34 protein-coding genes, 1 tRNA gene and 8 other RNA genes are annotated in these 23,627 nt (G+C 66.9%); 10 read left to right on the plus strand and 33 right to left on the minus strand.

Translation table 11 applies throughout. From position 1 onward, the window contains the following. Positions 1-44 precede the first annotated feature (44 nt). Both V1227_RS18695 and V1227_RS18700 read left to right on the plus strand, forming a co-directional pair. The gene (locus V1227_RS18695) at positions 45-854 is read left to right on the plus strand and encodes a hypothetical protein (protein ID WP_329793846.1); all 810 of its coding nucleotides are present in this window, start codon (positions 45-47) and stop codon (positions 852-854) included. Further along, complete coding sequence (locus V1227_RS18700; protein ID WP_329793847.1) at positions 847-2,352, plus strand: recombinase family protein; 1,506 nt, start codon at positions 847-849, stop codon at positions 2,350-2,352. The genes V1227_RS18695 and V1227_RS18700 overlap by 8 nt, the downstream gene beginning before the upstream one ends. Before the next feature lie 159 nt (positions 2,353-2,511). Here V1227_RS18700 and V1227_RS18705 read toward each other — a convergent pair whose 3' ends face one another. From V1227_RS18705 to V1227_RS18860, 32 genes are all read right to left on the minus strand, one after another. Continuing rightward, complete coding sequence (locus V1227_RS18705; RefSeq protein ID WP_329793848.1) at positions 2,512-2,883, minus strand: DUF7239 family protein; 372 nt, start codon at positions 2,881-2,883, stop codon at positions 2,512-2,514. Next, the gene (locus tag V1227_RS18710; protein WP_329793849.1) at positions 2,880-3,029 is read right to left on the minus strand and encodes a hypothetical protein; all 150 of its coding nucleotides are present in this window, start codon (positions 3,027-3,029) and stop codon (positions 2,880-2,882) included. Before V1227_RS18710 ends, V1227_RS18705 begins: the two co-directional genes overlap by 4 nt. Continuing rightward, positions 3,026-3,412 carry a hypothetical protein gene (locus V1227_RS18715; RefSeq protein WP_329793850.1) on the minus strand — a complete coding sequence of 129 codons (387 nt, stop codon included), beginning with the start codon at positions 3,410-3,412 and terminating at the stop codon, positions 3,026-3,028. The genes V1227_RS18710 and V1227_RS18715 overlap by 4 nt, the downstream gene beginning before the upstream one ends. Continuing rightward, the gene (locus V1227_RS18720; RefSeq protein WP_329793851.1) at positions 3,409-3,825 is read right to left on the minus strand and encodes a hypothetical protein; all 417 of its coding nucleotides are present in this window, start codon (positions 3,823-3,825) and stop codon (positions 3,409-3,411) included. Before V1227_RS18720 ends, V1227_RS18715 begins: the two co-directional genes overlap by 4 nt. Beyond that, positions 3,822-4,004, minus strand: coding sequence for a hypothetical protein (locus tag V1227_RS18725; protein ID WP_329793852.1), 183 nt, complete (start codon positions 4,002-4,004; stop codon positions 3,822-3,824). Before V1227_RS18725 ends, V1227_RS18720 begins: the two co-directional genes overlap by 4 nt. Beyond that, entirely contained in the window at positions 4,001-4,294 is a 294-nt protein-coding gene (locus tag V1227_RS18730) for a hypothetical protein (protein ID WP_329793853.1), read from the minus strand. The genes V1227_RS18725 and V1227_RS18730 overlap by 4 nt, the downstream gene beginning before the upstream one ends. Beyond that, positions 4,291-4,485 carry a hypothetical protein gene (locus V1227_RS18735; RefSeq protein WP_329793854.1) on the minus strand — a complete coding sequence of 65 codons (195 nt, stop codon included), beginning with the start codon at positions 4,483-4,485 and terminating at the stop codon, positions 4,291-4,293. The genes V1227_RS18730 and V1227_RS18735 overlap by 4 nt, the downstream gene beginning before the upstream one ends. 331 nt (positions 4,486-4,816) lie before the next feature. Next, positions 4,817-5,239, minus strand: a complete 423-nt coding sequence (locus tag V1227_RS18740) for a hypothetical protein (protein ID WP_329793855.1) — start codon at positions 5,237-5,239, stop codon at positions 4,817-4,819. Continuing rightward, positions 5,236-5,700, minus strand: a complete 465-nt coding sequence (locus V1227_RS18745; protein ID WP_329793856.1) for a hypothetical protein — start codon at positions 5,698-5,700, stop codon at positions 5,236-5,238. The genes V1227_RS18740 and V1227_RS18745 overlap by 4 nt, the downstream gene beginning before the upstream one ends. An 87-nt stretch (positions 5,701-5,787) precedes the next feature. Continuing rightward, positions 5,788-6,165 carry a dATP/dGTP diphosphohydrolase domain-containing protein gene (locus V1227_RS18750; protein WP_329793857.1) on the minus strand — a complete coding sequence of 126 codons (378 nt, stop codon included), beginning with the start codon at positions 6,163-6,165 and terminating at the stop codon, positions 5,788-5,790. Next, positions 6,165-6,446, minus strand: a complete 282-nt coding sequence (locus V1227_RS18755) for a hypothetical protein (RefSeq protein ID WP_266038160.1) — start codon at positions 6,444-6,446, stop codon at positions 6,165-6,167. Before V1227_RS18755 ends, V1227_RS18750 begins: the two co-directional genes overlap by 1 nt. A gap of 10 nt (positions 6,447-6,456) precedes the next feature. Then, positions 6,457-6,521: hammerhead ribozyme type II (locus V1227_RS18760), an RNA gene on the minus strand. Then, positions 6,521-6,964, minus strand: a complete 444-nt coding sequence (locus V1227_RS18765) for a hypothetical protein (RefSeq protein WP_329793858.1) — start codon at positions 6,962-6,964, stop codon at positions 6,521-6,523. Before V1227_RS18765 ends, V1227_RS18760 begins: the two co-directional genes overlap by 1 nt. Positions 6,965-7,042: 78 nt before the next feature. Next, a complete protein-coding gene (locus V1227_RS18770; RefSeq protein WP_329793859.1) occupies positions 7,043-7,405 on the minus strand; it encodes a DUF7296 family protein in 363 nt (120 codons plus the stop codon). A 9-nt stretch (positions 7,406-7,414) separates the two neighbouring features. Further along, positions 7,415-7,475, minus strand: an RNA gene (locus V1227_RS18775) — hammerhead ribozyme type II. Positions 7,476-7,478: 3 nt separating this feature from the next. Beyond that, entirely contained in the window at positions 7,479-7,817 is a 339-nt protein-coding gene (locus V1227_RS18780) for a hypothetical protein (RefSeq protein ID WP_329793860.1), read from the minus strand. Between the two features lie 16 nt (positions 7,818-7,833). Then, an RNA gene (locus V1227_RS18785) (hammerhead ribozyme type II) lies at positions 7,834-7,899 on the minus strand. A 59-nt stretch (positions 7,900-7,958) separates the two neighbouring features. Further along, a complete protein-coding gene (locus V1227_RS18790) occupies positions 7,959-8,129 on the minus strand; it encodes a hypothetical protein (protein WP_329793861.1) in 171 nt (56 codons plus the stop codon). 63 nt (positions 8,130-8,192) lie between these two features. Beyond that, positions 8,193-8,807, minus strand: coding sequence for a hypothetical protein (locus V1227_RS18795; RefSeq protein ID WP_329793862.1), 615 nt, complete (start codon positions 8,805-8,807; stop codon positions 8,193-8,195). Then, positions 8,793-8,858, minus strand: an RNA gene (locus V1227_RS18800) — hammerhead ribozyme type II. The genes V1227_RS18795 and V1227_RS18800 overlap by 15 nt, the downstream gene beginning before the upstream one ends. Next, a complete protein-coding gene (locus V1227_RS18805; RefSeq protein WP_329793863.1) occupies positions 8,858-9,136 on the minus strand; it encodes a hypothetical protein in 279 nt (92 codons plus the stop codon). The genes V1227_RS18800 and V1227_RS18805 overlap by 1 nt, the downstream gene beginning before the upstream one ends. Before the next feature lie 16 nt (positions 9,137-9,152). Next, positions 9,153-9,218, minus strand: an RNA gene (locus V1227_RS18810) — hammerhead ribozyme type II. After that, positions 9,218-10,060 (minus strand): hypothetical protein, encoded by an 843-nt coding sequence (locus V1227_RS18815; RefSeq protein WP_329793864.1) that lies wholly within the window; start codon positions 10,058-10,060, stop codon positions 9,218-9,220. Before V1227_RS18815 ends, V1227_RS18810 begins: the two co-directional genes overlap by 1 nt. Before the next feature lie 12 nt (positions 10,061-10,072). Beyond that, an RNA gene (locus tag V1227_RS18820) (hammerhead ribozyme type II) lies at positions 10,073-10,138 on the minus strand. 3 nt (positions 10,139-10,141) lie between these two features. Beyond that, on the minus strand, positions 10,142-10,330 hold the full coding sequence (locus tag V1227_RS18825; RefSeq protein ID WP_266038171.1) for a hypothetical protein: 189 nt from the start codon (positions 10,328-10,330) through the stop codon (positions 10,142-10,144). An 82-nt stretch (positions 10,331-10,412) separates the two neighbouring features. Then, on the minus strand, positions 10,413-10,979 hold the full coding sequence (locus V1227_RS18830) for an antirestriction protein ArdA (RefSeq protein WP_266038173.1): 567 nt from the start codon (positions 10,977-10,979) through the stop codon (positions 10,413-10,415). A 14-nt stretch (positions 10,980-10,993) separates the two neighbouring features. Then, positions 10,994-11,059: hammerhead ribozyme type II (locus tag V1227_RS18835), an RNA gene on the minus strand. A 1-nt stretch (position 11,060) separates the two neighbouring features. Further along, positions 11,061-11,651 carry a DUF7178 family protein gene (locus tag V1227_RS18840; RefSeq protein ID WP_329793865.1) on the minus strand — a complete coding sequence of 197 codons (591 nt, stop codon included), beginning with the start codon at positions 11,649-11,651 and terminating at the stop codon, positions 11,061-11,063. Positions 11,652-11,729: 78 nt separating this feature from the next. After that, positions 11,730-11,795, minus strand: an RNA gene (locus V1227_RS18845) — hammerhead ribozyme type II. A 4-nt stretch (positions 11,796-11,799) separates the two neighbouring features. Next, positions 11,800-12,066 carry a hypothetical protein gene (locus tag V1227_RS18850; RefSeq protein WP_329793866.1) on the minus strand — a complete coding sequence of 89 codons (267 nt, stop codon included), beginning with the start codon at positions 12,064-12,066 and terminating at the stop codon, positions 11,800-11,802. A gap of 119 nt (positions 12,067-12,185) precedes the next feature. After that, positions 12,186-12,944: a hypothetical protein gene (locus V1227_RS18855; RefSeq protein WP_329793867.1), complete on the minus strand. Its 759-nt coding sequence runs from the start codon at positions 12,942-12,944 to the stop codon at positions 12,186-12,188. Between the two features lie 78 nt (positions 12,945-13,022). After that, complete coding sequence (locus tag V1227_RS18860) at positions 13,023-13,295, minus strand: hypothetical protein (RefSeq protein WP_329793868.1); 273 nt, start codon at positions 13,293-13,295, stop codon at positions 13,023-13,025. A gap of 2,336 nt (positions 13,296-15,631) precedes the next feature. Between V1227_RS18860 and V1227_RS18865 the strand changes: the two genes are divergently transcribed. From V1227_RS18865 to V1227_RS18895, 7 genes are all read left to right on the plus strand, one after another. Continuing rightward, positions 15,632-15,705 (plus strand) — tRNA-Trp (locus V1227_RS18865). A gap of 69 nt (positions 15,706-15,774) precedes the next feature. Next, a complete protein-coding gene (locus V1227_RS18870) occupies positions 15,775-16,554 on the plus strand; it encodes a peptidoglycan-binding domain-containing protein (protein ID WP_329793869.1) in 780 nt (259 codons plus the stop codon). A gap of 69 nt (positions 16,555-16,623) precedes the next feature. Continuing rightward, on the plus strand, positions 16,624-17,055 hold the full coding sequence (locus V1227_RS18875) for a phage terminase small subunit (RefSeq protein ID WP_329793870.1): 432 nt from the start codon (positions 16,624-16,626) through the stop codon (positions 17,053-17,055). Positions 17,056-17,099: 44 nt separating this feature from the next. Beyond that, the gene (locus V1227_RS18880; protein WP_329793871.1) at positions 17,100-18,743 is read left to right on the plus strand and encodes a hypothetical protein; all 1,644 of its coding nucleotides are present in this window, start codon (positions 17,100-17,102) and stop codon (positions 18,741-18,743) included. Positions 18,744-18,754: 11 nt separating this feature from the next. Beyond that, positions 18,755-20,185, plus strand: coding sequence for a phage portal protein (locus tag V1227_RS18885; protein WP_329793872.1), 1,431 nt, complete (start codon positions 18,755-18,757; stop codon positions 20,183-20,185). A gap of 199 nt (positions 20,186-20,384) precedes the next feature. Beyond that, positions 20,385-21,302: a VG15 protein gene (locus V1227_RS18890; protein ID WP_329793874.1), complete on the plus strand. Its 918-nt coding sequence runs from the start codon at positions 20,385-20,387 to the stop codon at positions 21,300-21,302. Positions 21,303-21,332: 30 nt separating this feature from the next. Next, a complete protein-coding gene (locus V1227_RS18895) occupies positions 21,333-21,875 on the plus strand; it encodes a hypothetical protein (RefSeq protein ID WP_329793875.1) in 543 nt (180 codons plus the stop codon). An 8-nt stretch (positions 21,876-21,883) separates the two neighbouring features. Here V1227_RS18895 and V1227_RS18900 read toward each other — a convergent pair whose 3' ends face one another. Continuing rightward, positions 21,884-22,444: a hypothetical protein gene (locus V1227_RS18900; RefSeq protein ID WP_329793876.1), complete on the minus strand. Its 561-nt coding sequence runs from the start codon at positions 22,442-22,444 to the stop codon at positions 21,884-21,886. Between the two features lie 118 nt (positions 22,445-22,562). On the opposite strand from V1227_RS18900, the gene V1227_RS18905 reads away from it, so the two are divergent. Further along, a complete protein-coding gene (locus V1227_RS18905) occupies positions 22,563-23,624 on the plus strand; it encodes a phage major capsid protein (protein ID WP_329793877.1) in 1,062 nt (353 codons plus the stop codon). Positions 23,625-23,627 lie beyond the last annotated feature (3 nt).

Here is a 23,627-nt window from a genome sequence, read left to right on the forward strand (position 1 = left end):
GGACCCTTGATCGGGAGAGGCCCCGACCCATGCAAGAGCCTAGTTTGGCGTACCCAAACGCACCCAGTCCGACCCGAGCGGAGCGCATCGAGCGCGGCGCGCAGGTCCTCATCCTCGGCGCTGTCGGCTGCGCGGCAGGCGCGGTCAGCTTCACGCACGTGCACGAGTGGTCGATGATCCACCTGCCGGCAGCCACCCCTGACGCATTCGGGTGGGTCAACGCCGCGGTCTCCGAGCTGGTGCCCATCGCCGCGCTACTCACCATCCGTCAGCGGCGCCGCAGTGGTCGCGGCACTACGTACCCGCTCGCCATCTTGGTGGGCGCGAGTCTGCTCTCCCTCGCCGCTCAGCTCGCCGTCGCGACTCCGAGCCCATCCGGGTGGCTGCTCTCATCAGTGCCGACGCTGGCGTTCATGGCCCTGACCAAGCTCGTCCTGTCTGAGCTTCCGGTCGTTTCACCATCCCCAATTGGGCAACCTGATGATGCAACCTTGTCGGAACTTCCGGAACAGTCTAAGGTTGCTCAAGTTCCGGTTGCTCAAGTTCCACGAAGGCGAGCACCGGAAGTTCCGGTCGTCGAGCCGAAAGCGGAAGTTCCGCCTCAGGCGCAGGCGCCGGTAGCGGAGCGAGTGACGCCGGAAGTTCCGGCCGCAGACATCGTGCCGATCGAGCAGGCCCAGGAAGGTAAGCGGAAGCGCGTGCCCTCCGATGTCTTGCGCGCGAGGGCGATGGAACTCCTCGACTCCCCGAGCAAGCCCACCAAGGCGGCAGTGGCCGCCGAGCTTGGCGTGTCCGACCGCAGGCTGCGCCAGGTCCTGAACGCAACCGATGGAGAGGAGAGGATCGGTGCCTGAGCTGAACGCCCCCAAGACGCACAGCCCTTCACCGCTGGGGATCAAGCGGGCGGTCGTGTACTGCCGCGCCTCGCTCGACATCACGGGCGAGCACAGCTCGGTGATGCGCCAGGAGGAGGCGTGCCGAGCTCTGATCGTCGCCCGCGGCTGGACGCTGGTCGACGTCGTGATCGACAACTCGGTGTCGGCCTACGGCAAGAAGGCCCGCAAGGGCTGGTTGCAGGTCGGCGAGATGATCACGTCCGGCGCGGTCGATGTAGTGGTCGCCTGGCACCTGGACCGCATCACGCGGAACATGAACGACTTGGAGCAGTTGATCCTGCTCAGCGACAAGCACGGCGTGGGTGTGGCCACCGCAACGGGCGACATCGACCTGACCACAGACGTGGGCCGCATGGTCGCTCGCATCCTGGCCGCAGTCGCCCGCGCCGAGGTCGAGCGCAAGGGCGAGAGGCAGCGCTCTGGCAACCGGCAACGAGCTGCAAGCGGCGGACGCACGGTCGGCATGAGGCCGTTCGGATACACGAGCGACCAGACCGACATCGTGCCCGACGAGGCCGAGGCCATCCGCAAGGCGGCCGACGACCTGCTCAACAGCAACGCCTCACTGTCGGGGATCGCACGCGAGTGGGCGGAGAAGGGCTTCACCACCTCCCAGCGCCGCAACGGGAAAATCACGACGTGGTCCTCCTCCGGTGTGAAGAGGGTGCTGACCAGCCCGCGGTATGTCGGCAAGCGGGTCTACCGCGGCGAAGTCGTCGCCGACGCGAAGTGGCCGGCGATCCTCACCGAGCCCGTGTTCAACTCGCTCCAGCACCTGCTGAAGATGCGAGGCAAGGACATGCGCCCGGCTGGCCTGCTCGCCAGCGGCATGAAACCGCTGAACCTGCTCACCAAGATCGCACTGTGCGGCGACTGCGGGGCGCCGATGCGTGCCACCACCCGCAAGGCCCGCAAGGATGCGGGGTGCACGACCAAGGTCTACGAGTGCAGCGCGTCGAGCAAATGCACGGTGATCGAGCGACAAGATGTCGACACGTTCATCGAGCGCGTGGCGCTGCGCCGCCTCATGCAGGCTGACGCGCCAAGCCTGCTCGGTAAGGCGGACGGCGGTCGCCTGGAGAAGCTGCGCGAGGAGCAGCTCACTGCCAGCACGCGCCTCAAGGAGCTGAGTGAGGCGTTCGCTGGCGGGCTGATCACCCTCGCGCAGCTCACGGCAGGTTCGTCCGCACTGAAGGCACGCCTGGAGGCGATCCAGGCGGAGTTGGAGCGGATGGGCAAGTCGCAGGTACTCGTCGAGCTTGCCGGCCGCGATGACATCGAGCAGCGCTGGTATGGCACGGACGAGGAGGACCGGCCTCTCCTGCCGATCGGCCGCAAGCGCGAGATCATCAAGGCGCTGATGCCGGAGATCCGGGTCAAGACGCCGGGCCGGGGCCTGAAGCCCTTCCTCGGGATCGAGAACGTCGAGATCACCTGGGCTGGCAAGGCGAAGTAGCTGGAGACACAGAAGGCCCCTCCCGAGACCGGGAGGGGCCTTCTTGCTGTGAGTTGACCGCATCCGGTGGACGTGCCCGCGGGTCCGCGGAACCAAATAGCGTGCAACCGGAACAGGGAAAGGCGGGACATCCAGCTTCGGATGTCCCGCCGGGTTCGATCAGCGCGAGGTCAGCTTGGCCACATTGCCCGAGTAGGGATGGATGGCCAGCTCCCAGGGGCCTCGCACCCAGATCACGTCGTGCTCAAGCCAGACGTCGATGTACCTGCTGTCCGGCGCGTTCGGCCGGAACCTGACCCGCGGTTCCTTGCCCAGGCCGATCGGCACCTCGTCGCTGGCCGCGACCAGAACCGCGTCGGATTCCTCCGGGCGGGTGGCGAGCCTGGCCTCCTCCGCCCGCCGGTCGGCGTACTCGACCTCGCGGGCGGCGATCTGCGCCGAGTCGCGCAGGCGGTCCAGCTTCTCGCGAGCCCAGCGGGGCAGCTTGTCCTCGCGGGCGTCGGGCGCCAGCAGGGCGGCGAGCTGACTCACGCGGCCATCCTCTCTTGCCCCGCGGGTCGGGGCGGCTCGGTGCTGAACAGGCGGCGCAACTGCGCGGCCTGGAGGTCGTTCAGGGGTGGGGGCGGGTGCTCGTCGAGGTAGTCCTGCGCGAGCCGGTCCAGCTCGGCGAGTGTCACGCCTCGAACGCCCTGTCCTGACGCAGGGCTTGGAGCAGCGAGGCGTATCGCTCCCCCGTCTCGACCTCGCCGGCCTCGTCCTCCGCCTTGAGGCGCTCGTAGGCGTCCGCGTGCACGACCATCTCGCCGAGCCCGCGCGCGACCAGTTCGTGGAGCAGGTCCTCGACGCGATCGAAGCCGCGGAGGCTCTGCGCGTTGCTGGTGAAGAAGGCGCGGCGGAACTTGCGACCCTGCAAGCGGAACAGCAGGGGCGTGGAGGCCGCCATGACCTGCTGATGGCGGAACTGCGGGTAGTGGCGCCGCTCCTCGGGGAAGCCGACGATCAGGAGGTCGCCCTCGTGGGCAAGCTCGGGGGCCTTGCGAGTGGTGGGACCGGTGTTCACTGAGCAGAACCGTCCTTAGTGGAGGGAACAGGGCTGACGGGCTGGGGGTCGAGCAGCTCCAGTGACCTCGCGATGACGAGGTGGAGCTCCAGGGAGAGGGCCTGCCCCACGAAGGTGGAGCCGAACGGGGTGGCCGCCATGTCGGCGACCCAGTCGAGGAGGTCGCGGATCACGCCGGCAAACCTCAGCGTCGAGCCGTCCGGGTCGTCGGGCCACGGCGACAGCGACGGCTCGCACGCCTCGTAGAGCGCGGCGGCGTGACGCTGAAGGGCGCCAACGACGTAGTTGCTGAGGTCCTCGAACTCGGGCTCGGCGCCGACCGGGCAGGTGCAGCGGATGGCTTCGAACCAGCCGTCCTCGTCGATGCCAGGCGACAACCAGGCCGCCCGGCATCCCTTGCAGCAGAGGATCACTGGCCGCGCTCCTCATCGACCTGGCGCTCGATCTCGTTTGCGACATCGCGAAGGATCGAGACCAGCGCCGCGTCGGAGTCCGCCTCCAGCGCTCGGCGGTCGAGGTAGCCGACGAGCTGGGCGGGCAGGTCGCCGACCGTGACGAAGAAGGGGACGCGGCGGTAGGGCGGGACGCTCACCAGCCACGCACCCGGAAGTCGACACTCTCGCGGAGCGCGCCCGGCGCGAAGCCGTCCGGCGGGAGGCCGCGAAGCTGCGCGTTCTGCCGGCGCAGGCCGTCGACCGCATCCACGACGCGGCACATGTTCGCCAGGCTCCAGGTCTGGCCACCGAGCGGGTTCTCACCGAGGTTGACCCCGACCAGACGCCCGATCTCCGCCAGGAGTCCGCGGGCCTCGCCGCCACGCTCGTTCTCCTCGTAGACGGCCTCCTGGACTGCCTCCAAGGCGCGATGGAGCTTGCTGCTCACGCGGCCACCTCGCACTGCGCCTCGTGTTCAGCGAGGGCCGTCTTTGCGGACTTGACCGCAGCCTTGGCGGCGGTCACGAACGCGAGATTGCGGCTAGTCTCGTTGCGCACCGCGATCCGGGCTACGCGGGTGAGGTTGCCCGTCTCCGACGAGAGCGCGAAGCGACGAGCCAAGCACGTCTGGCAGCTCACGCGGCCACCTCCGGCTGGCGGGCGGTGCGGGCGTTGTGCACTCGGCGCGACAGCTCGGTCAGGTGGAGCAGGCCCTCGGGGCACTCGTAGATCCGGTTCTCGCGCTTCATGCCGCGCCGAGAGGCCGGATTGTTCTGGTCTGCCCAGCGCTCTCGACGAGCGCGTGCACGGCCGAGAGCCCTCTCGGCGTCATGGTCTTCCGTGAAGCCTCGCTTTCCGCAGGGCTCGCACCAGACATGGGAAACCGTCTTGAAGCTGCTCACAAGGTCACTTCCAGAAGGGATGCACTCGGGCCGCCTCCGACAGCGGCCCGAGCGAGGGGAGAAAGGGACTACTGCTGGTCCTGCCCGCAGGTGCACCCGCGGACGGAGCATTTGCCGCCGTAGCGGGCCAGTTCGTGCGCGCCCTGGAGGTGGAAGCACTGATCGCATGCCGCGACCGGGACGCCGGGGTTCTTCTTGAGGCGCTCCGTGAAGGCGCCTGTGCTGCACAGCCGCAGCGACATTGACTGGCCGCCGAGCTTCGCCTTGGTGGCGAACTTGACGACCTCGGAGTCCGAGGTGAACGGCCCCCAGGCCAGTTGCATCTCGCCCGGACCGAAGCGGTGCACCCAGGCGTAGAACTCGCGGTCAGCGAGCACCTCGCCTACGCGCTTGATCACGGCTTTCGCTAGGGCTTCTGCGGACTCGTAGCTGCCGTCTTCCAGCACTTCCACGAGGGCCGCGACCTCATGCTTGCGAGGCGTGATCCTCACTGGGCAACCTGACCACTCAGGTTACCCAATCGGCCATGCCACCGTGAGGCGTGCACGACCTGAAGGTCCTTGGGGTCGAACGGGATGACGTGGGCCGACTCGGTCATGCGGACGTAGACCACGCCGCGGGAGACGTCGTTCACGATGCCCGTCGATCCGACCGGCGCCCAACCAGGAAACGCGGTGGACAGAATGCACACCGGCTCTCCCGAGACGAACGCGGGGACGCCTTCCTCGGGTGTCGGCGCGAGCATGATGTCAGCCGCACGAAGAAGAACCACGCCTCCGTTCTCAGCGCGGCCGAAGTAGTGCTCACCCTCGACACTGGGGATCTCGGCCTTCCCGATAATGGCGAAGAGCTGAGACTCAGGATGAGCACGGAGGACGACGTCGTCCCCGTCCTCGAAGGGCGGTCCCTGCGCGACGGGAACGCCTGCGCCGTCCGGGCTCTTGTTACTCACTGTTGCAGCTCCCTCCCTGTCGTCTCTCAGGTTACCCAATCGGACAGCTGTGGGCAACCTGATTGACGAGGGTTACACGAATTGCCGTCACTGGCGGGGGCGCTTGGGCGCGTCGAACCTGTCGTCAGTGCCGATGCCCCGGAGCATGAAGCTCAGCATCGCCAGGCAGTGCCAGGCGGCGTGCGCCAGGTGCGGCAGGCCGCTTTCGGGGTCCAGCTCCTCGCCAGCCCAGAACGCCAGCAGGTGGCGCATGCAGGCGTCGAAGCTCAGGCTCCAGGCGTAGCCGCGCAGGTAGTTGTGCTGCGAGTACTTCGCCGCACCGAACCCGGACGCCTCCGCCAGCACGAGCAGGGCTTTGGGGTCGAGGCTGCCCACCGAGGCCAGCTTCTTGCCCTTCTCCCCGCCAGTCTCCGACGTCACGCGGACCTCTTCGCCGCGCTTGATGATCGGCTCGGGCGGCGGCATCAGGCGGCCCTCAGTTCGCGCAGCTCGATGTACGGCGCCCACTCGGGGTGCCGGTTCACCAACTCCCGCGCGTAGCGGCTGGTGTAGGCGTCGTTCAGGGCGAACGTGCCCGGCGCGGCAGCCTTGCTGCGCTCCCACCGCATCGTCTCCCAGAGCATCTTCACCCCAAGCTTGCGCATCCCCGCCGAGAACCACTCGCCGGCGAGACGCTCCAGGGCCTCGAAGACCTCTGGGTTGTCCAGGTGAAACTGCTGGAAGCGCTCCTGGATGGTGTGCTGCACTCAATCCTCCTCGTGGCAGGCTCATCAGCGCAGGGATGCCAGCCCCACGGACCCGGCGCCGGCCGGGTTTCGCCTTACTTCCTCGCCTCGTTGAAGTGGCGGACCCAGAAGTTGGTCACCGTCGAGTCGATCACCAGATGCGGCACCTCGACGATGCGCGCGACGAGGTCGCGCACCAACGCTCCGTCCCCCGCCGCCCGCGCCAAACGCGCGAAGTCCTGGTACGCGCGCTCCTTGCGCTCCAGTAGCGGCGCCGCGCGCTCGCGTAGCTCGTCATAGGGCAGCGCCACGACGTGGCGCACGTGGGCGCTCATCGCCTCGTCGTTCACCAGCCGTAGGCGCCACACCTCCCGCGGTATGGCCGGAATCAGGATGTCGAGCGCGTCGAGGCACCCCTTGCACCGGTTGCGGTCGTTGCCCGCGTGGTAGATCGAGGACCCCATCGCGTTGGTCTCCGGGCAGTCCGGCGTGTAGCACAGGCCGCCGAAGTTGCCCCTCGTCTCGCTGGTCGTGGTCATCGCGCTCTCCTTTGTCGTGGCAGGCTCATCAGCGCAGGAATGCCAGCCCTGCGGACGCCTCACGGCGTTTCGCCTCGTTCATGCGAGGTGGTGGAGCGAGACGGCGTGGGGCTGCACTCGCCCGTCCGCGTAGTGGACAAAGACGTGCGCGCCCCTCAGCTCGTCGTCGCCCGCATCAGGGACGAGTTCTCGCGCCGGGGTGCATCCGTCCTCGACGATCGGCTCGTCGTAGCCACCGCTTCCGTCGAAGTCCTCCGCCGGGACCCACCGCTGACCACAGCAGTTGTCCTCGTCGTCGAAATCCAGGCCGATCTCACGAGCCCGGTGGTTGGCCTCCTCAGCGGAGGCTGCCTCGATCACCACGTGTTTCGTGATCCCGCGCTCCGAGTCGTACACATACCGCCCGCCCGTGTTGATCTGGCGGAACTCGTAGAAGGTCATGGACACTCCTCCTGGCAGGCTCATCAGCGCAGGGATGCCAGCCCTACGGACCCCCGCGGGGGTTTCGCCTCGATCAGTGCTCGGCGCCGGCCAGCCCCACCTCGACCAAGGACAGAAAGTGCTTGTCTCCAAGGTGGTAGGTCTCTGTGCGCCAGTCGCTGCGGTACTGCTCTCTCGCGTGCCTCTCGCAAAGCGGGCACAGCGAACCTCGCTCCACGCGAGTCGCGACCCCGTCGCAGTAGTCGCAGATCGGCCGAACTCCCAGGACCTCCGCCCGCGCGGCGTGACCCCAGGACCCCGTGATCAGTCGGGCCAGCAGTTCGGCCTGGTCTGCGTCGTAGGCCAGCGGATAGACCGTCGTGCGGTCTTGCTCGTCTCGCAGCCTGACGGCGAACTCCCGCAACTCGCTCATCGTCCACACTCCCTCTGTTCGGCAGGCTCATCAGCGCGGGGATGCCAACCCCACGGACCGTCCGCAATGGACGGTTTCGCCTGGTCATAACGGGTGCCACTGGTACTGCCTGATCAGCGGCATGGTGTCTCTCTCTTCGCGTTAGCCGACGAGCTGGTCCGCGGGGCCGCAGAACCTGTTGCCCATCACTTGGCAGATCCAGCCGGGGTCGTCCTCCTGGAGCTTTCTGAGGGGCACGACCGGCAGGTTCGTCATCGTCAGCCCCGCCACCAGGACGAGGGCAGACACCTTGCGCAGCAGTCGAATCGGCATGGCCGCATTCCTTTCGTTGCTTGGGCTATCTGTGGAAGTACTGCTCTTGGCGAATCGGCAACATCAGTGCCTCACCTCGCCGAAGCACGCGACCTGTGCAACTAAGTCACCCGAGACCGTGTCCAGGTCCTGAACCTGGATGCCGTCCGCATCTCTGTCCGCCCACGCCGTGCGGAAGTAGTGGGCGGATCGGGCATGGACGAGCTTCTGCTCGGGGTCGGCCAGCATCAGGAAGGCGATGCGAATGTCGCCGTAGGTCAGGTGAAAGTCCCGGTCGTTTGCGATGTCGACCACCGTGAAGGTGGTCTCCGATGGGGTTTCCGCCTCGTTCGCCAGGTTCAGCGGGTCCATCCAGTAGTCGGCCCCCTGGCTCATCAACTCCATGATGCTGCGGACGTTCTCGTCCGTGATGGCGCGGTGATCCTGGGCGGCCACCCACTCGTTGACCGTCCGAACCCGCAGGCGCCAGGCGTCCGCGTAGCTCTCTCGCTCCCATTTGCCCGGATCACGAACCGACACCTTGGCGGTGCCGTTGTACTCAGCACCCCGCGTGACCCGCAGGAAGGTGCCGGGCGCCCCGCGGAAGTTCGCGATCGAGTCACCCTCGTTGATCCGCTCGCCGGCCTCGTTCATCACTAGGTACGGCATCTCTTTCCTCTCACCGAATGGCAGGCTCATCAGCGCAGGGATGCCAGCCCTGCGGACCGTCCAACGTGGACGGTTTCGCCCTATACGCCCTCGAACACGCGGACGAACTCCTGCGCCGCGGACAGGAACTCCTCGTAGGTTCTTGGGACTTCGGTCATGAAGCGCTCGGGGTTGCCGACGCGGATCGTCGCCCACTCATTCGTCTCCCCGAGCCGGACGCCGAAGTGCAAACGCGGGTACCCAACGGGGTTGCCGAGTCGGTTGAGGGTCCGGCCGTCCTGCGATGGCCAGTCGACCGCGAACCAGCGGTCACTACTCGCGTTGGTCAGCTCGGGTAGCGTCGGCTTGCTGACGTTCATGTACGCGCCTCTCGGTTCATGGCAGGCTCATCAGCGCAGGGATGCCAGCCCCGCGGACCCGGCCCACGGCCGGGTTTCGCCTCATCTCGGATCGGGCTCCTGCCCCTGCGCGGCGTCGAACTCGCGCACCGTTCGCACCGCGACCCGGACGACGTCGTTGATCACGGAGCAAACGTCCCAAGCCGGGTCCTTGCCTCGCGTCGCAGCGACGACGCGCTCCAGGCTGGCGGGGCCGGCAACGACCGCCTCCCACACCGCGTCGGGCACGTCGTCCTCGCCCTCAGGCTCGGGACTGGCCTCGGGGGCGGGCTCGTCGGGAACCGACAGGAGTCCGGAGTCTGCGCGCACTTGCGCTTCCTCCTCGTGGCAACGCACTGCCCTCGATGCCTCCGCCTCGGCGTCGGCCTCGTCGTAGTAGCCGCCGATCGCCTCGACCTCCTCCCACGTGTCCCTGTCCCCGTGATCAGGGTTGGTCCAGGTCGTCCGCTTCTCGATCACGTAGCGGACCGCCAGGTTGTAGGCCCAGTTCCTGTACTCGTCCCGCTCGGACTTCAGGAGGTGCAAGCCCTCGCTCTGTCGCAGCTCGGGGTTGTTGCGCGTGGCGGCCATCCACCACCACACCTTGTTGGGCATCACGTACCAGATCGCCCACGCCCCGTCGCTCGGGCGGTCAACCAGGGTGACCGCCCCGTGAATCGTCTGTGCGTAGCGCTCGAAGATCCGCATTGCGAGCGGGCTGGAGTAGCGATAGGCGAGACGTCGCCAGGTGTCGGACAGCGGTCCGAAGTCGTCATCGACCGGGACGTAGTTGCGGCGGAGGACCGTGACCACGTTCGTCAGCGTGCCGCCGCTCTTGCGCGGGTTCTCCGCGTACTCGTCGTGCTCGATGCGGTAGCGGAACTCGGGAATCAGTGTGCTCGTCATGGGCTCCCCTTCTCATGGCAGGCTCATCAGCACGGGCATGCCAGGCCCGTGGACCGTCGTAAGTGGACGGTTTCGCCAGATTCATGGGGTGCGCACGCACACCCGGTACGTGACCCCGTTCGGGGTGGTCGTCTCGTACTGGTGGGCGCAGAAGACGCCTTGAACGGTCTCGGGCGAGATCCAGGCGACCAGGAAGACCATGCCGACCGCCAAGCCGACCGTGACGATCCAGACGGCCGCGAACACCATCAGGGCATTGCGAGTTTTCACTGGTACTCCAGGGGATTTGGCAGGCTCGTCAGCACGGACATGCCAGGTCCGTGGACGGGAGTTCGCTCCCGTTTCGCCGTGGTCAGTGCGAGAAGATGAAGACGCCACCGTCCGGTGCGTCGAGCGCGTCGTAGTCGCTCATGAAGAACTCGCGGGCAGCCGCATCCCAGTCGATGCAGCTGTACGGAAACTGCGAGGTGTCGACTCCGTCGCACTCCTCGATCCAGTCCCGGACGTAGTCCTCCGCGCTGTCAGCTCTCCCCTGATAGGAGTCCTGGAACTGCTTCAGGTGGTCGGAGTCGGCCGACAGGTGCTGGTTGGCGAGCCACGCGCCGAAGGCGTCGCGCTCGTCGTCGCCGAGGTCTTCGACCAGCTGCCAGACCTCGGCCGCCTGACCGGGCGAGCACTCACCCTTGATCAGGTCGCCGAACCCCTCCGAGTCGTAGCACCACAGTTCCTCGTGGGCCTCGACAATGTGGTAGGCCTGGGCCTTGCCGTTCGGCCAGTTCCTCGCGCTGTCGATCAGGCTGGTCCACTGGTCCATTTCGGCGTAGGTGTCCGCCTCGTCCGCGTCCACCCATTCGCCGACCAAGAATCCGCCGTTGTAACAGCCAATGCAGCCGATCCAGACGCGCGGCATCTCGTTCATTGATTCCCCTTGGTTTTGGGCAGGCTCATCAGCACGGGCATGCCAATCCCGTGGACCGTCCAGTCAGGACGGTTTCGCCAGTCAGGCCGCGTACAGCGCGGCGTACTCGCGGCGCCAGTGGACCCACGTGGTCGCCTGCACAGCAGCGGGCGACAGGTCGGTGCCGAACTCCCGCGACAGGATTCGGGCCGCGCGGCGGTAGACGTCGCACACCTCGTCGTAGGCACCAGCGCGACCCAGGAGCACGCCGCGCACCTTGTCGCCCAGTACGCGGCCTGCCGCGATGTCGATCGCGTGCCGGTCGATCACAACCGCACGAGGGTCGGTCGGGTCCGCGATGGTGCGCCAGAACGCACGCACCTTGGGGCCGCTGACGACAACCTCGGGGTCCTCCCCCGCGATGATTCGTCTCGCCTTGTCCGCGTTGAGCCCCAAGGTCTTGATGGGACGTCCGGCGTAGGCGTTCTGCGCCTCGATCACGTTGCGCCGCCACGAGAGTTGGGGAGACAGCACCGCGATCACAGCCGCCGCCCGCACGGGGTCCTGAGGGTCCAAGCTTTCGGCGATCTCTCGTGCAGTTGCGTACCAGCCGCGCCCTTCCACTCGATCATCCGTGGTGGCAGCGCGGTAGATCCGGGTGATGTTGCGGACGGACACCTTCACGTCGGGCATGGATGTTCCTTGGCTGTGCGTGGGGAAGGGGGTGTCGCGATGCCTGGCGCGCTCGGGTAGACCGGCGACAGCTCAGGTCGTGGGCAGGCTCATCAGCACGGGCATGCCAATCCCGTGGACCGTCCGATCAGGACGGTTTCGCCGGTCCCTACAGAAAGTTCTCGTCCACGTACTCGCGCGCCCGGCTCCGGGCGAGGGCCTGGGAATCCTCCGATTCGTCGGAGACTGCCGCGTGCAGGTCTCCGTGCGTGTCGTACTCGTCCGTGTCGTTCTTGGCGTGCCCGATCAGCCACGTCTCCGCCGCCTCCCGGAATCCGAGCAGCACCAGTCCTCTCGCGATGGCATCCGCCTCACGACAGGTGAAGCTCGAACCGCACTCGTAGGCAACCTCGCCGTCGCCGAACACGTCGGCCATCTCTGCCATTGCGCCAGGCTGAGTCGTCGTCGCAGTCACGCGCATTTCCTCTCTCATGGCAGGCTCATCAGCACGGGCATGCCAGTCCCGTGGACCCCTCGCGGGGTTTCGCCGGTTGGTCAGACAGACAGGGGCAGGGCAGGCTGCGCAGGGTCGTAGACCCACTTCCGCCACGCGGCCAGCACGGTGCCCTGGATGTGCTCGGTGATCTCGCGGAAGCTGGTGTTCGTGATGGACGTGGCGCTCTGGAACTCCCAGCAGGCGGGGATGTAGCCGTAGAACATCTCGCGCAGTTCATCGTCGGAGACGCCGAAGTCCTCCCAGCCGTCCCCGCCAGCCCACTTGTCCAGCTCGCCGATCAGGTCGCTACGCAGCCACTCGTCCCACGCGGCCTCACGCAGCTCCCGCTCGTACTCGTAGAGCTTTTCGTGATCCAAGATCGGGTAGTCGGCGATCCTGTCGACGCACTCGACGATGTGCTCCAGCCACTCCAGGCAGGTGTCGATGTCCTCACCCAGATCGCCCGGCAGTTCGCCGAGCTGGACCCGTGCGTGCCCCTCGCCTCCACGCCCTTCAGTCCTGGTTTCCACCCCAGGGGTGCCTTCCAGGGCGAGCACGTTCGCCGCGTCGAATTCGCTCCCGTGGTGGTCGCTGTAGCTGACCAGGGTCACGGTCACGGCGTCGTAGTCGTACGTCTCCGCCCCATCGCTCATGATCAGCTGGGCGAGGTGGTCAGGCTCGATCTTCTCGATACCCATCCCGTACTTGTCGGTGCTCATTCTGATCACGTGGGAGTCAAGAAGCTGCCCCCACAATTCCATGGCGCGCTCGTACTGCGCCGGGGTGTACGTGCGGTAAAAGCGCATGATCGTGCTCATGTTCAAGGCTCCAGATTCCGTCGATTGATGACCTGAGCCAGGGGCCATGCGGAACCGCACGCACCCCTCGACCGGACATCAAGCAGCGGTTCTGTCCCTGAGTTCCTGCTCCGCGTCTTCGCGGGTCCACTCGAAGTGGTTGTCCTCTTCCTCTTCCGAAGAAGATTCCCCGTGCTCGACGAGCCACGTGACGGCCTGTTCCTCGTATCCCATGAGGAAGAGGACATTCGCCAGTGCGTCCAGCTCACTGCACGCGAGGGACTCGGACACGGATGAAGCGAGCATTCCGTCCGCCCATGCGTCGCCGAACCTGTCGAGTGCAGCGGCGAGTTGGGTGGTGATTGCAGGCATTGAGGTCTCCCATTGTCCAAACAACTCAAGTTACCCAATCGGGCAGAAGAAGGCACACTTCACCCCTGTGAAGTGACTTCGCCCTTGCGTCTGTCGCCGCTTCCGAGGCATGGCCATCCCGAAGATGGTCAGCGACAGACTGGCCTCTCAAGTTACCCATTGAGGCCTAAGAATTCCGCAGCATCGTTCCTGCCTGGGCTCCGCATGTGATGTGTCGTCCACGCACTTCCCAGGGGTATCGGCTGGCCCATCCACGTGCCCCCCGAGGGGGCTAACGGGCTGCCCGTATGCGATGCCGCATTTCCGGTTACACGCTATTTAGTTCCCAAAGAGCAAGCCTGGAGTGGCTAGCTTGAGGGATGCTCCGGACTTAGCAGCCATTTCTGGCGACCAGTATCCGGTCCCTCTCTTTCGTGCTGTGTCAAACCTTAGCAGGTCTGATCTGAATTCGCAAGTTACCCATTCGGAGCGCCGCTTGGTTCTTCGGTCTGCGGTGCTTTGCCGTGCCGTTCGCGCTCGCTTTGGCTTGTCTTTGCAGGTCAGACGGTCAACCTAACCCCCGCCCGTTGCGGAGTGATCCAACCAGCTTCACGCGGTTTCCCGTGCGCTGCCTTGACTTTGCCTGCCCGATTGCGTCCGGCGTGGCTCGCTGTGTGTTGCCATGAACCCTAGCGAATCGTCGCCCGATGTGCAACTTGCGAATTCAGTTCTCAAAGACCGTGTGTCCAGGAAGCCCGTCCCCTGTGTTCCGGGGGCTTCGTTCCTGACACCGAGAAATCTACCAGGTTGCCCATCGAATACCAAATCGGATTTGTTTTCCCAGGTCAGAACGGGTGCCCTCAGGTTGCCAATTCCGATATCGCCTGGTCGCAGCGATGAAGCGCATAGAGGGGCCTGAGAGCGACGTAGACGCGCGCTACCGCCTGCCCGGTGTCCTAACTCCCCCTGCCAGCACGGGCGATCTAAGCCCATATCAGCAGGTAGAGAGGCCAGAGTCGGCCCTGATCATGCACGCTGACCGGTCGCGCTGGCAGCCCGTCCCGCCGTCCCTTTGCCTGGTGTGACGTGGGTCACCGGTTGCCTGCCTGCCTGGTCAGAAAGAGGAACCGCGCACGGGCAGCGCGCGGGGATACATCACCGCTTGCCGTCCGTATACCCCATGGGGGTATGACCCCTTGTGAGCCCGAGCCGGCACCGCCATGTCTTAGCGCCTGAGGTTCTGCCACGGTTCCAAGGTCGCTCGCAAGCTTACGAGCCGAGGCCACGCTCTGTGTCGCCGCTGCTCAGGCCTGACATCGAGCCTTCCCTGCCGGCCTCGACGGCGGACAGAATCTGGTGATTTCCCGCTGGTGGAGCTGTCGCCCCGCGGCGGCGTAGGCAAGCCTCCACGCAGGCCTTCACCTGGGCAGACCCTGCCGCCGGGTGGAGCTCCAGCCTCGACTGGCCTCCGACGCCCTCCGCAGAATCTGGCGCTTTCGGCCGCCGCTAACTGGCCGGCGAAGGCCCGTGGACCCCGGAGGGGTCCCAGCCTGAACTCCCGCTGGCGATGTCTCAGGGTGCCCCTGCGGGGCACCAGCCTTCAGGCCGACGCCTTCGGGCGGAGCCCCCATCACCTTGCCGCCGCTGCGTGCCCGACAGGGCACCCGGCCTCCTCAGCTCCTCGCCGTTGCACAGCCTGACGGCTGTGACTCAGGTTACACATGAACGTGGTTCTACGACCATGATCATCAGCCGTATTACTAGTACAAGCCTGATGGGCTGGATAAAGCCTGAAGGCTTCAGCCTCTATCGAGGCTGACGGAGATAGCACTTAGCCAGAAGGCTTAGGCCCCTGTCGGGGCCTCCTGATCAAGACCATCAGGCAAATCCAAAGCCTTAAGGGTATCTCCCTTTCAGACCGCCTCGGGTCGGCAGCAGGTCCTCCTCTCCCTGCATTACGTCGTCGAGGCTTTTTCTTCCACGTCGTGAGGCGGTATTCGCCATGCCCCAGTGGTCCGGTTCTGACCGGCGTAGTCGCCTCCCGGCTGACTGGGTTCGCATCCGCGCTCGCATCTTGCGACGCGACGGTTTTCGCTGCACGCACCTCGACAACGACGGGGAGCGGTGCGCAGAACCGGCGAGCGACGTGGACCACGTTCTGCCCGGTGACGACCACCGAGACGCCAACCTCACCTCGCTCTGCGGGTGGCATCACCGGCAGAAGTCCTCCAAAGAAGGGGCGGCAGCGAAAGCTGCCAACTGGAGGAGGCAGAACGCGAAGTTCCGGCGCACGGAGGAGCACCCCGGCCTCCTGTGAATTTCCGCGGTCGAGGTCGCCGGCACCTCGCCCGCACCAAAGGTGCGTAGCTCAGCGGAACAGAGCAGCGGTCTCCAAACCCGTGTTGCGCAGGTTCGAATCCTGCCGCGCCTGCGCGCAAAGGCCCCGTCAGCGAATCGGCTGGCGGGGCTTTTTGCGCGCCCTCCGATTGGAGTTGAGCCTTTGTCCTACCTCCTGGCGCCCGCGCTGGTCACCCTCCGAGCGCAGTTCGATCAGAAGTTCCCGAACCGGAGCAAGGCTTCGGACGGCTGGATCGGCGACGCGGCTCACCGCGCGCAGGGTTCGGCGAGCGACCACAACCCGTGGGTCGTGATCGACGGCCAGGCGTACGTGACGGCGCTGGACATCACCAATCACCCGGCGATCGGGCTGGACCTGAACGCCTTCACGGACCAGCTCCAGGTGGCCTGCCGCGACCAGGGCGAGAACCGCCTCAAGTACGCGATCCACCGGGCACTGCTCATGGACACCCGTCCGCAGTACAGCCCGTACAGGTGGACGCAGAGCAGCGGGCACTGGTCGCACGCGCACTTCAGCGTGCACAGCGACCGGCGACTGCTCGACCCGCGGCCGTGGAACATCCCGATGCTGACGGGTACCAGCGCTCCGGCGCCGGCCCCTGCTCCTGCGCCGCCCAAGCCTGCTGTTCCGGCCTGGCCCTTGTCGGCCGGTCACTGGTTCGGCGACTGGCGCGGCCCGAACGCTCAGCACGGCGGTGCACCCGGCTCCCAGTACGACTGGGAGCGGCCCCACATCCGGGCCATCCAGGTCAAGCTCCAGCAGCTCGGCCTCGCCCCCGGCCACGCCGGTTGGGCTGACGGTCGTTGGGACCCGGCCACGACCGACGCGATGGCGGCCTTCCAGCGGAAGTACCGCGCGAACCAGACGACGATCTGGGGCAAGTGCTACAGCGACGACTGGCAGCACCTCTTCAGCCTCTGATCGACGCGACCACGCCCGCCCTGCCCCTGTCGCGGGGCGGGCGTCTTCCCCCTGCGAGGAGGTGATCGAGTGCCCGGCCCCGTTCCCGAACGTGAGGACAACCTCGCCCGGCCGCGTGAGCGGAAGGGCGGCGATGCCACGCCGGTTACCCGCGGAGTCCTGCGCTCGGTCACCGTCCCGCACCCAGACAAGAACTGGCACCCGATCGCACTCCGCCTCTACAAGGCGTTGAGGACCAGCGGGCAAGCCGACTTCTACCAGGACAGCGACTGGGCCTTCGCCTACTCGCTGTGCGAAGACCTCTCGTACTACAAGAACGCGCCGGGTGGAAAGCGGTCGGGGCAGATGCTCCAGACCATCTACTCCGCGTTCGAGCGGCTGCTGGTCTCCGAAGGTGATCGCCGTCGCGTTCGCATCGAGCTGCACGAGCCGGAAGAGGAAAGCACCCCGGCCTCCGTGACGGCCATCGCCGACTACCGCAAGGACCTTGGCCTCGCCTGAGCCTGATCTGCCTCCGCGCGGTCCCCCGCCCGAGGAGGCACATCGTGGCGACCACGCCCTTGACCGCCGAGGAGATCGACGCCCTTGAGCCGTCGTTCCTCGGCCCCACCTGGATGCGCAATCCCCTGGGCGCTTGGGAACTTCCGCAGTTCACGCTCGGCTGGCAGATCGCTGGCTGGTGCGCGGAGTACCTGCGCGCCGAGGACGGCGGCCCCTGGAAGTTCACGCCGGAGCAGCTCCGGTTCGTCTTGTGGTGGTACGCGGTCGACAAGAACGGCCGCTTCATCTACCGCAAGGGTGTCCTTCAGCGCATGAAGGGCTGGGGCAAAGACCCTTTGCTCGCAGTGCTTTGCCTCGTCGAGCTGGTCGGCCCGTCGCGGTTCTCCCACTGGGACCCCAAGACCAGCGAGCCGGTCGGCGTCCCGCACCCGCAGGCGTGGGTTCAGGTCACCGCGGTCAACCAGTCGCAGACCACCAACACGATGGCGCTCATCCCTTCGTTGATGAGCGACCGGTTCAAGCAGGTCTACCGCATCAAGGATGGCGCGGAGCTGATCCGGGCCAACGGCGGCAAGGCTCGCCTTGAGGCCGTCACGTCGTCCTACCGTGCGATCGAGGGCAAGCGGACCACGTTCGTTCTGCTCAACGAGACGCACCACTGGATCGCCGGCAACAACGGCCACAAGATGTACGAGACGATCGACGGCAACGCGACCAAAAAGGACTCGCGCTACCTCGCGATCACCAACGCCTACCTGCCCGGCGAGAACTCCGTCGCCGAGAAGATGCGCGCCTCGTTCGAGCAGATCCTCGAAGGCCGCGCCGCCAAGATCAGCTACCTCTACGACTCGATCGAGGCTCACCCGAAGACCCCGCTGACGCCTGAGGCGCTGCGGATCGTCATCCCCAAAATCCGGGGTGACGCGGTGTGGCTCAACGTCGATGCGATCATCGAGTCGGTCCTCGACCTGACGATCTCGGCCAGCCGGTCCCGCCGGATGTGGCTCAACCAGATCGTCGCCGAAGAGGACGCGCTGTACGGGCCGGCCGAGTGGAAAGCCTGCGAGCGCGACGACTTGGTGTTGCGCCCCGGCGACGAGATCGTCCTCGGGTTCGACGGCGGCAAGACGGACGACGCGACCGCCCTCGTGGCGATTCGGGTCGCCGACATGGCGGCGTTCGTCATCGACCTCTGGGAGAAGCCGGACGGCCCGCAGGGCGAGAACTGGGAAGTCAACCGCGAGCTGGTCGACAGCCGCGTGCACGAGACCTTTCAGCTCTACGACGTGAAGGCGTTCTACGCCGACGTCGCGCTCTGGGAGTCCTACATCACCGACTGGGCCGCCGCGTACGGCGAGGGCCTGGCCGTGAAGGCTCCCGGCACCAACGCCATCGCCTGGGACATGCGCGGATCGCTTCAGCGTTCCACCCTGGCGCACGAGCGGCTCATGCGGTCGATCCTCGACGCGAAGCTGGTCCACAACGGGGACCTGGCGCTCAAGCGGCACGCCCTCAACGCACGGCGCCGCACCAACAACTACGGCCTGTCCTTCGGCAAGGAGAGCGCCGACTCTCCGCGCAAGGTCGACCTCTACGCGGCGCTGATGCTCGCACACGAGGCCCTTTACGACCTGCGTACGCGCGGCAAGAAGACCAAGAAGCGCACCGGGCGCGGCTACTTCATGTGAGGTGATTTCCCTTGGCCAGCACGAGTCCCGCGTCCCTCGCGAAGCAGCTCCTCGGCATCCTCTACAAGGACAAGCCGCGGCTGGATCGGATCGACGACTATCTACACGGCCGACACGACGACCCGTACATGCCGGAGACGGCGGACGCGGAGTACAAGCTGCTGGCCCGGCGGTCGGTGTCCAACTGGATGCCGCTGCTCGTCGGCACTCCGGCGCAGGCGCTGTGCGTGGACGGGTTTCGGCGCGGTCGCCCCGGCGAGCTGCCCAAGGGCAACGACGGGGCGGGCCTGCCCGAGTGGGACCACTGGGAGCGCTCGCGACTGGGCGGCCGGCAGTCCGCGATCTACCGCGGCGCGCTGAGCTACGGCCACGCCTTCGCCCTGACCGAGAAGGTCAAGGGCCGCGTCCGCTCGAAGGGCCTGTCGGCCATGAAGACCGCGGCCCTGTTCGAGGACCCGGCCAACGACGAGGTCCCGTTCGCCGCGCTGACGATCATCCAGTCCCCGCGCGGAGACGAGCGAGGCATCGCCCGGCTGTGGGACGCGCGCAACGAGTACCGCGTGACCTTCAAGTCCCTGTCCGACTTGGACAGCGTGAAGGTCCAGAACGGCCGTCGCCACGGCTCGTCGGAGTGTCCGATCACCCGGTTCGCCGCACTGGTGGACCTGGAGGGCCGGACCATCGGCGTGATCGAGCCGATGATCGAGTTGCAGGACCGGATCAACCAGACGGTCTTCGACCTGCTCATCGCGCAGACGGGCGGCTCGTTCAAGGTCCGCTACGCCTCGGGCATGGCCCCGCCGGTCAAGCGGGACCCGGAGACCGGCGAGCCCATCCTCGACGAGAACGGCGCCCCGCAGCCGTTGCCGGTCAACCTCAACGCGAAGCGGTTCCTGTTCAGCGACGACGCGGACGTCAAGTTCGGCACGCTCGACGAAACGCCCTTGGGCGGCTTCATCGAGAGCATCGACATGAGCATCCGCCACCTGGCGGCCGTGTCGCAGACTCCCCCGCACCACCTGCTCGGGCAGATCGCCAACCTGTCGGCCGAAGCCTTGCTGGCCGCGGAGACCGCGCTGTCGCGCAAGATCGAGGAGTTCCGCCGCGTGTTCTCCGAGGCGTGGGAACGGGTCTTCCGTCTCGCCGCCGAGCTGGCTGGCGAGTCCGCGTCGGCCGAGGACTTCCACGGCGAGGTCCTGTGGCGCGACATGGAGCAGCGCTCGCTGGCGCAGTCCGCGGACGCCCTCGGCAAGCTCGCCGACCAGCTCCACGTCCCCAAGCGCGGCCTGTGGCGGCGCATCCCCGGCGTCACCCAGAACGAGATCGACGACTGGGAGGACCTCCGCGAGCAGGAGGACGCCGAGCTGATGCTCGCCGCCTCCGTCCGGCGCGCGACGGCACCTCCGGCCCCGGTCGAGTTCTCCGACGCCCCGGCCGCCTGACTGAACAGGGGGTGACCCACTGACTGCCCCAGCGCAGCAGGCGCCGGAAGCCGACGCCGCAGCCATCGCCTACCACCTAGCCCTCAACCAGCTCGGCGTCGCCACGATCCAGGACGCCCTGGAGCTGTGGTCGAGGGTTCCGCCGGCCAGGACCACCGCGCTCAGCGCGGCCTGGCTGGCGCGGGCTGTCCGGCTGGTGATGACCCGCAGGGGCCAGGCGCGCGACCTCGCGCTGGCCTACTACCGGCTCAGCCGCGCGCTGCGCACCGGCACCACCGCGGCCGACCCGCGACGCCCTGAACCGCCCTACGTCACCCTGTCCATGCTGCGTGCCGAGTTCGCCGCGCTGGCAGGCCCTCAGCCGTCCCAGGAGGACGTCGAGGAGCCCGCCGGCACAGCGAGCCGCCCGGCGCCAGACAGGGCCACAGAGGACGACTCAGGGACGCGGGAGCAGCCCGACGACCCCACCGAGGATGACCGAGTCCCCGTCGAGACGATCGACGGCCTCGACCGCGAGCTGGAGCGCCAGGAGCGCGAGGCCGAGGCTGAGGCCCGCCTCGTGCTCGAAGCGCTCGGACTGGACAACCTCGACCGCAAGCTCAACGAGATCGACGACGAGCAGCCCGCGTCCACAGTGGACGTGCAGCGGGCAGAAGCACACCGCCAGGCCGGAGCCCGACAGGCAGCCGCGGCCGAGCGCGTCGCCATGAACGGTGCCCGGAGCACTGTCTGGGTGGCCGGTCAGCGCGACAGGCGAGTTCTGGGCTACGTCCGGCTGTCCCGTACAGGGACGCCGTGCGGCTGGTGCGCGATGCTCATCTCCCGTGGCGCCGTCTACAAGTCGGCCGAGGGGTCCAGCGCGGACGTCACGTTCGGCGATCTGGACAAGTACCACGACAACTGCCACTGCTACGCCGAGCCGATCTACAGCTTCGAGCAGTTCAAGCAGTCGTCGCTGACCGACCTGAACCGCCGGTACGCGAGCGAGTGGAAGACCCGCATCGCCGACCGCGGCTTCAAGGGCAAGGCGGCACTGCGTGAGTGGCGCCGCCACATCAACCAGGAGAAGCGCGAAGCCGCGCGCCTGGCCCGCCAGCGTCCAGGAGACGCGGCGTGATCCACCCCGAGAGCGTCCAGGAGGCGTCCCGTGCAGCCCGAGTCCACCACCACCACGACCACCGAGGAGCCGAAGGCCGATGACCAGCAGGCCACGGGGAGCACAACGACCCCCGAGGGCGGCGCGGTATCCGGCGACGGTTCAGCGGCCACCGAGGTAGACGGCGACGAGGGCCGCGAGGACGACCTGCCGGCCTGGGCGCGCAAGAAGCTGGAGAAGGCCAACGCACAGGCCGCCAGCTACCGCGCCCAGCTCCGCGAGGCGCAGACCTCCCTGGAGAACGCCAAGACGCCCGAGGAGGTCGCCGCCGCGACTACGGCGCTGACCGAGAAGGTGCAGGAGCTGGAGCACCAGCTCGTTCGCGAGCAGGTCGCCCGCAAGTACGAGCTGCCCGACGAGCTGGCCGCACTGCTCACCGGCAAGACGGCCGACGAGCTGGAGGCGGTCGCCAAGACCCTCCAGAAATACGCCCCCGCAACCGATTCCGTCGTGCTGGGTGGGGGCCTGACCCCCGACGACGGCGACGACGGCGAGCTGGACCCCCGCAAGCTCGCCCGCCGCACCCGGCGCTAGGGCTGGCATCAGCCATGGCTGGAGGACAGAGGATCGTGGTTCTCCAGCGCTGCGATGCAGCGCTCGGCAACGCAGTCCCTAAACGAGGTCCACGGGCCATCCGAGCGTATGTGGCGGGCCTCCAGGCTGCCGCGGACCGCCCTGACTTCCAGCTGCAATAGATGAGCTGCACCTGAAAAATAATCCTGCTTAGGGGGATCAATCGGCCCCTTGACGTCCTGCGCGACGATCAGCAATAGCTGACCACTAGGCAGCAGCAAATGCACCTCGTCATTGTTGTACTTCGCTGAATTCACCGGGAGCTGGCGGTAGCCATAAAGTACCGGCTGTCGGTGCAACACAAAGCCAGCCGGGGAATATATGTCGGAGCGGAGCGCTCGGCGCTCCAGCACGATCTGAGTTGGTCGGACTCGGGCCGACAGGTATGCAGCAGCATCGGCAAGAACCTGCTTCCACTCTTGCATACTTCGCGCATATTCGGCGTCTTGTCGAGCCCGAGAATCAGTCGCACGCGCGCTCGCTTCGCTCTTTTGAGCCTTGATTCGCGCCACATCATCTTCGAATCCCATCTCGGCATTGTAAGTCCGACTCGGCGCTCCAAGGCGGATTTCGCGCCACACCCAACCGTTTGCAGCCTCCGTGCCATCCCGGCCGGGGGCTTTGTCATGCTCCTGGAGGAGTCACACAGTGCCCACCCCTCAGCACCAGGTCGTCAAGCCGGAGAAGCTCGTCGCGACCGCCATCGGGATGCTGGAGCAGGAACTCGTCGTCCCGAACCTCTTCAAGAAGGAGTCCGTGGACGCCTTCAAGGGCGCCAAGGACGACACCATCTCGGTCAAGGTCGAGGGCGTGCTCCCGTTCCACGAGTACGCCTGGAGGAACGACCGCTCCAGCGGCATCGTCTTCGACGAGTACGCGGAGCGGAAGATCCCCGTCACGTTCGGCGGGAACTTCTACTCGGCGGTCAAGCTGACCGACGAGCAGAACGACTTCGACATCGACCAGTGGGGCAAGCTGCTGCGCCCGCAGGTCAAGGCGGTCGCCCGCGGCCTGGCGCGCAAGTGCGTCACCACGCTGACCGGCGCGGCCTACAACGTCGTCGTCGGCAACACCCAGCAGAACCTGCGCGGCGCGCTGATCGAGGCCCGCCGGGTCCTGAACAAGTTCCAGGTCCCCGAGGGCCAGCGCTTCATGCTGGTCGGCTCGGACTTCGAAGCGGCGCTGCTGGCCGACGAGAAGCTCAACCTCGCGCAGTACGTCGGCGACGACACCGCGGAGAGCGCGCTGCGCCTGGCGAGCCTGGGCCAGAAGTTCGGCTTCACGTTCGTGGTCGACCAGACCATCGGCGCGACCGACGCCTACGCCTTCGCCGACACGGCCTTCATCATGGCCACCGCGGCGCCGTCCGTCCCGCAGTCGGTGCCCTACGGCGCGACGACCAGCTTCGAGGGTCTCGCGCTGCGCTGGGTCCGCGACTACGACTCCGAGCACATGCAGGACCGCTCGGTCGTCAACTGCTACGCGGGCGTCCGGGACGTCAAGGACGTCCTGGTCGGCTGGGACGAGGTCGAGAAGACCGAGATCGTTTCGGCCGGCGAGCACTTCGTGCGCGGCATCAAGCTCACGCTCGACGGCGCCTCGAACTACCCGGCCGCAGCCTCGGAGCTGGCGAAGATCACCGGCATCAGCGACGCGAGCGTCTGGACCCCGGCCGGCCGCAAGCCGGAGACCGACCCGGCCAACGCCTGATCC

Source organism: Lentzea sp. DG1S-22 (assembly GCF_036321065.1).
Classification (GTDB): Bacteria; Actinomycetota; Actinomycetes; order Mycobacteriales; family Pseudonocardiaceae; genus Lentzea; species Lentzea jiangxiensis.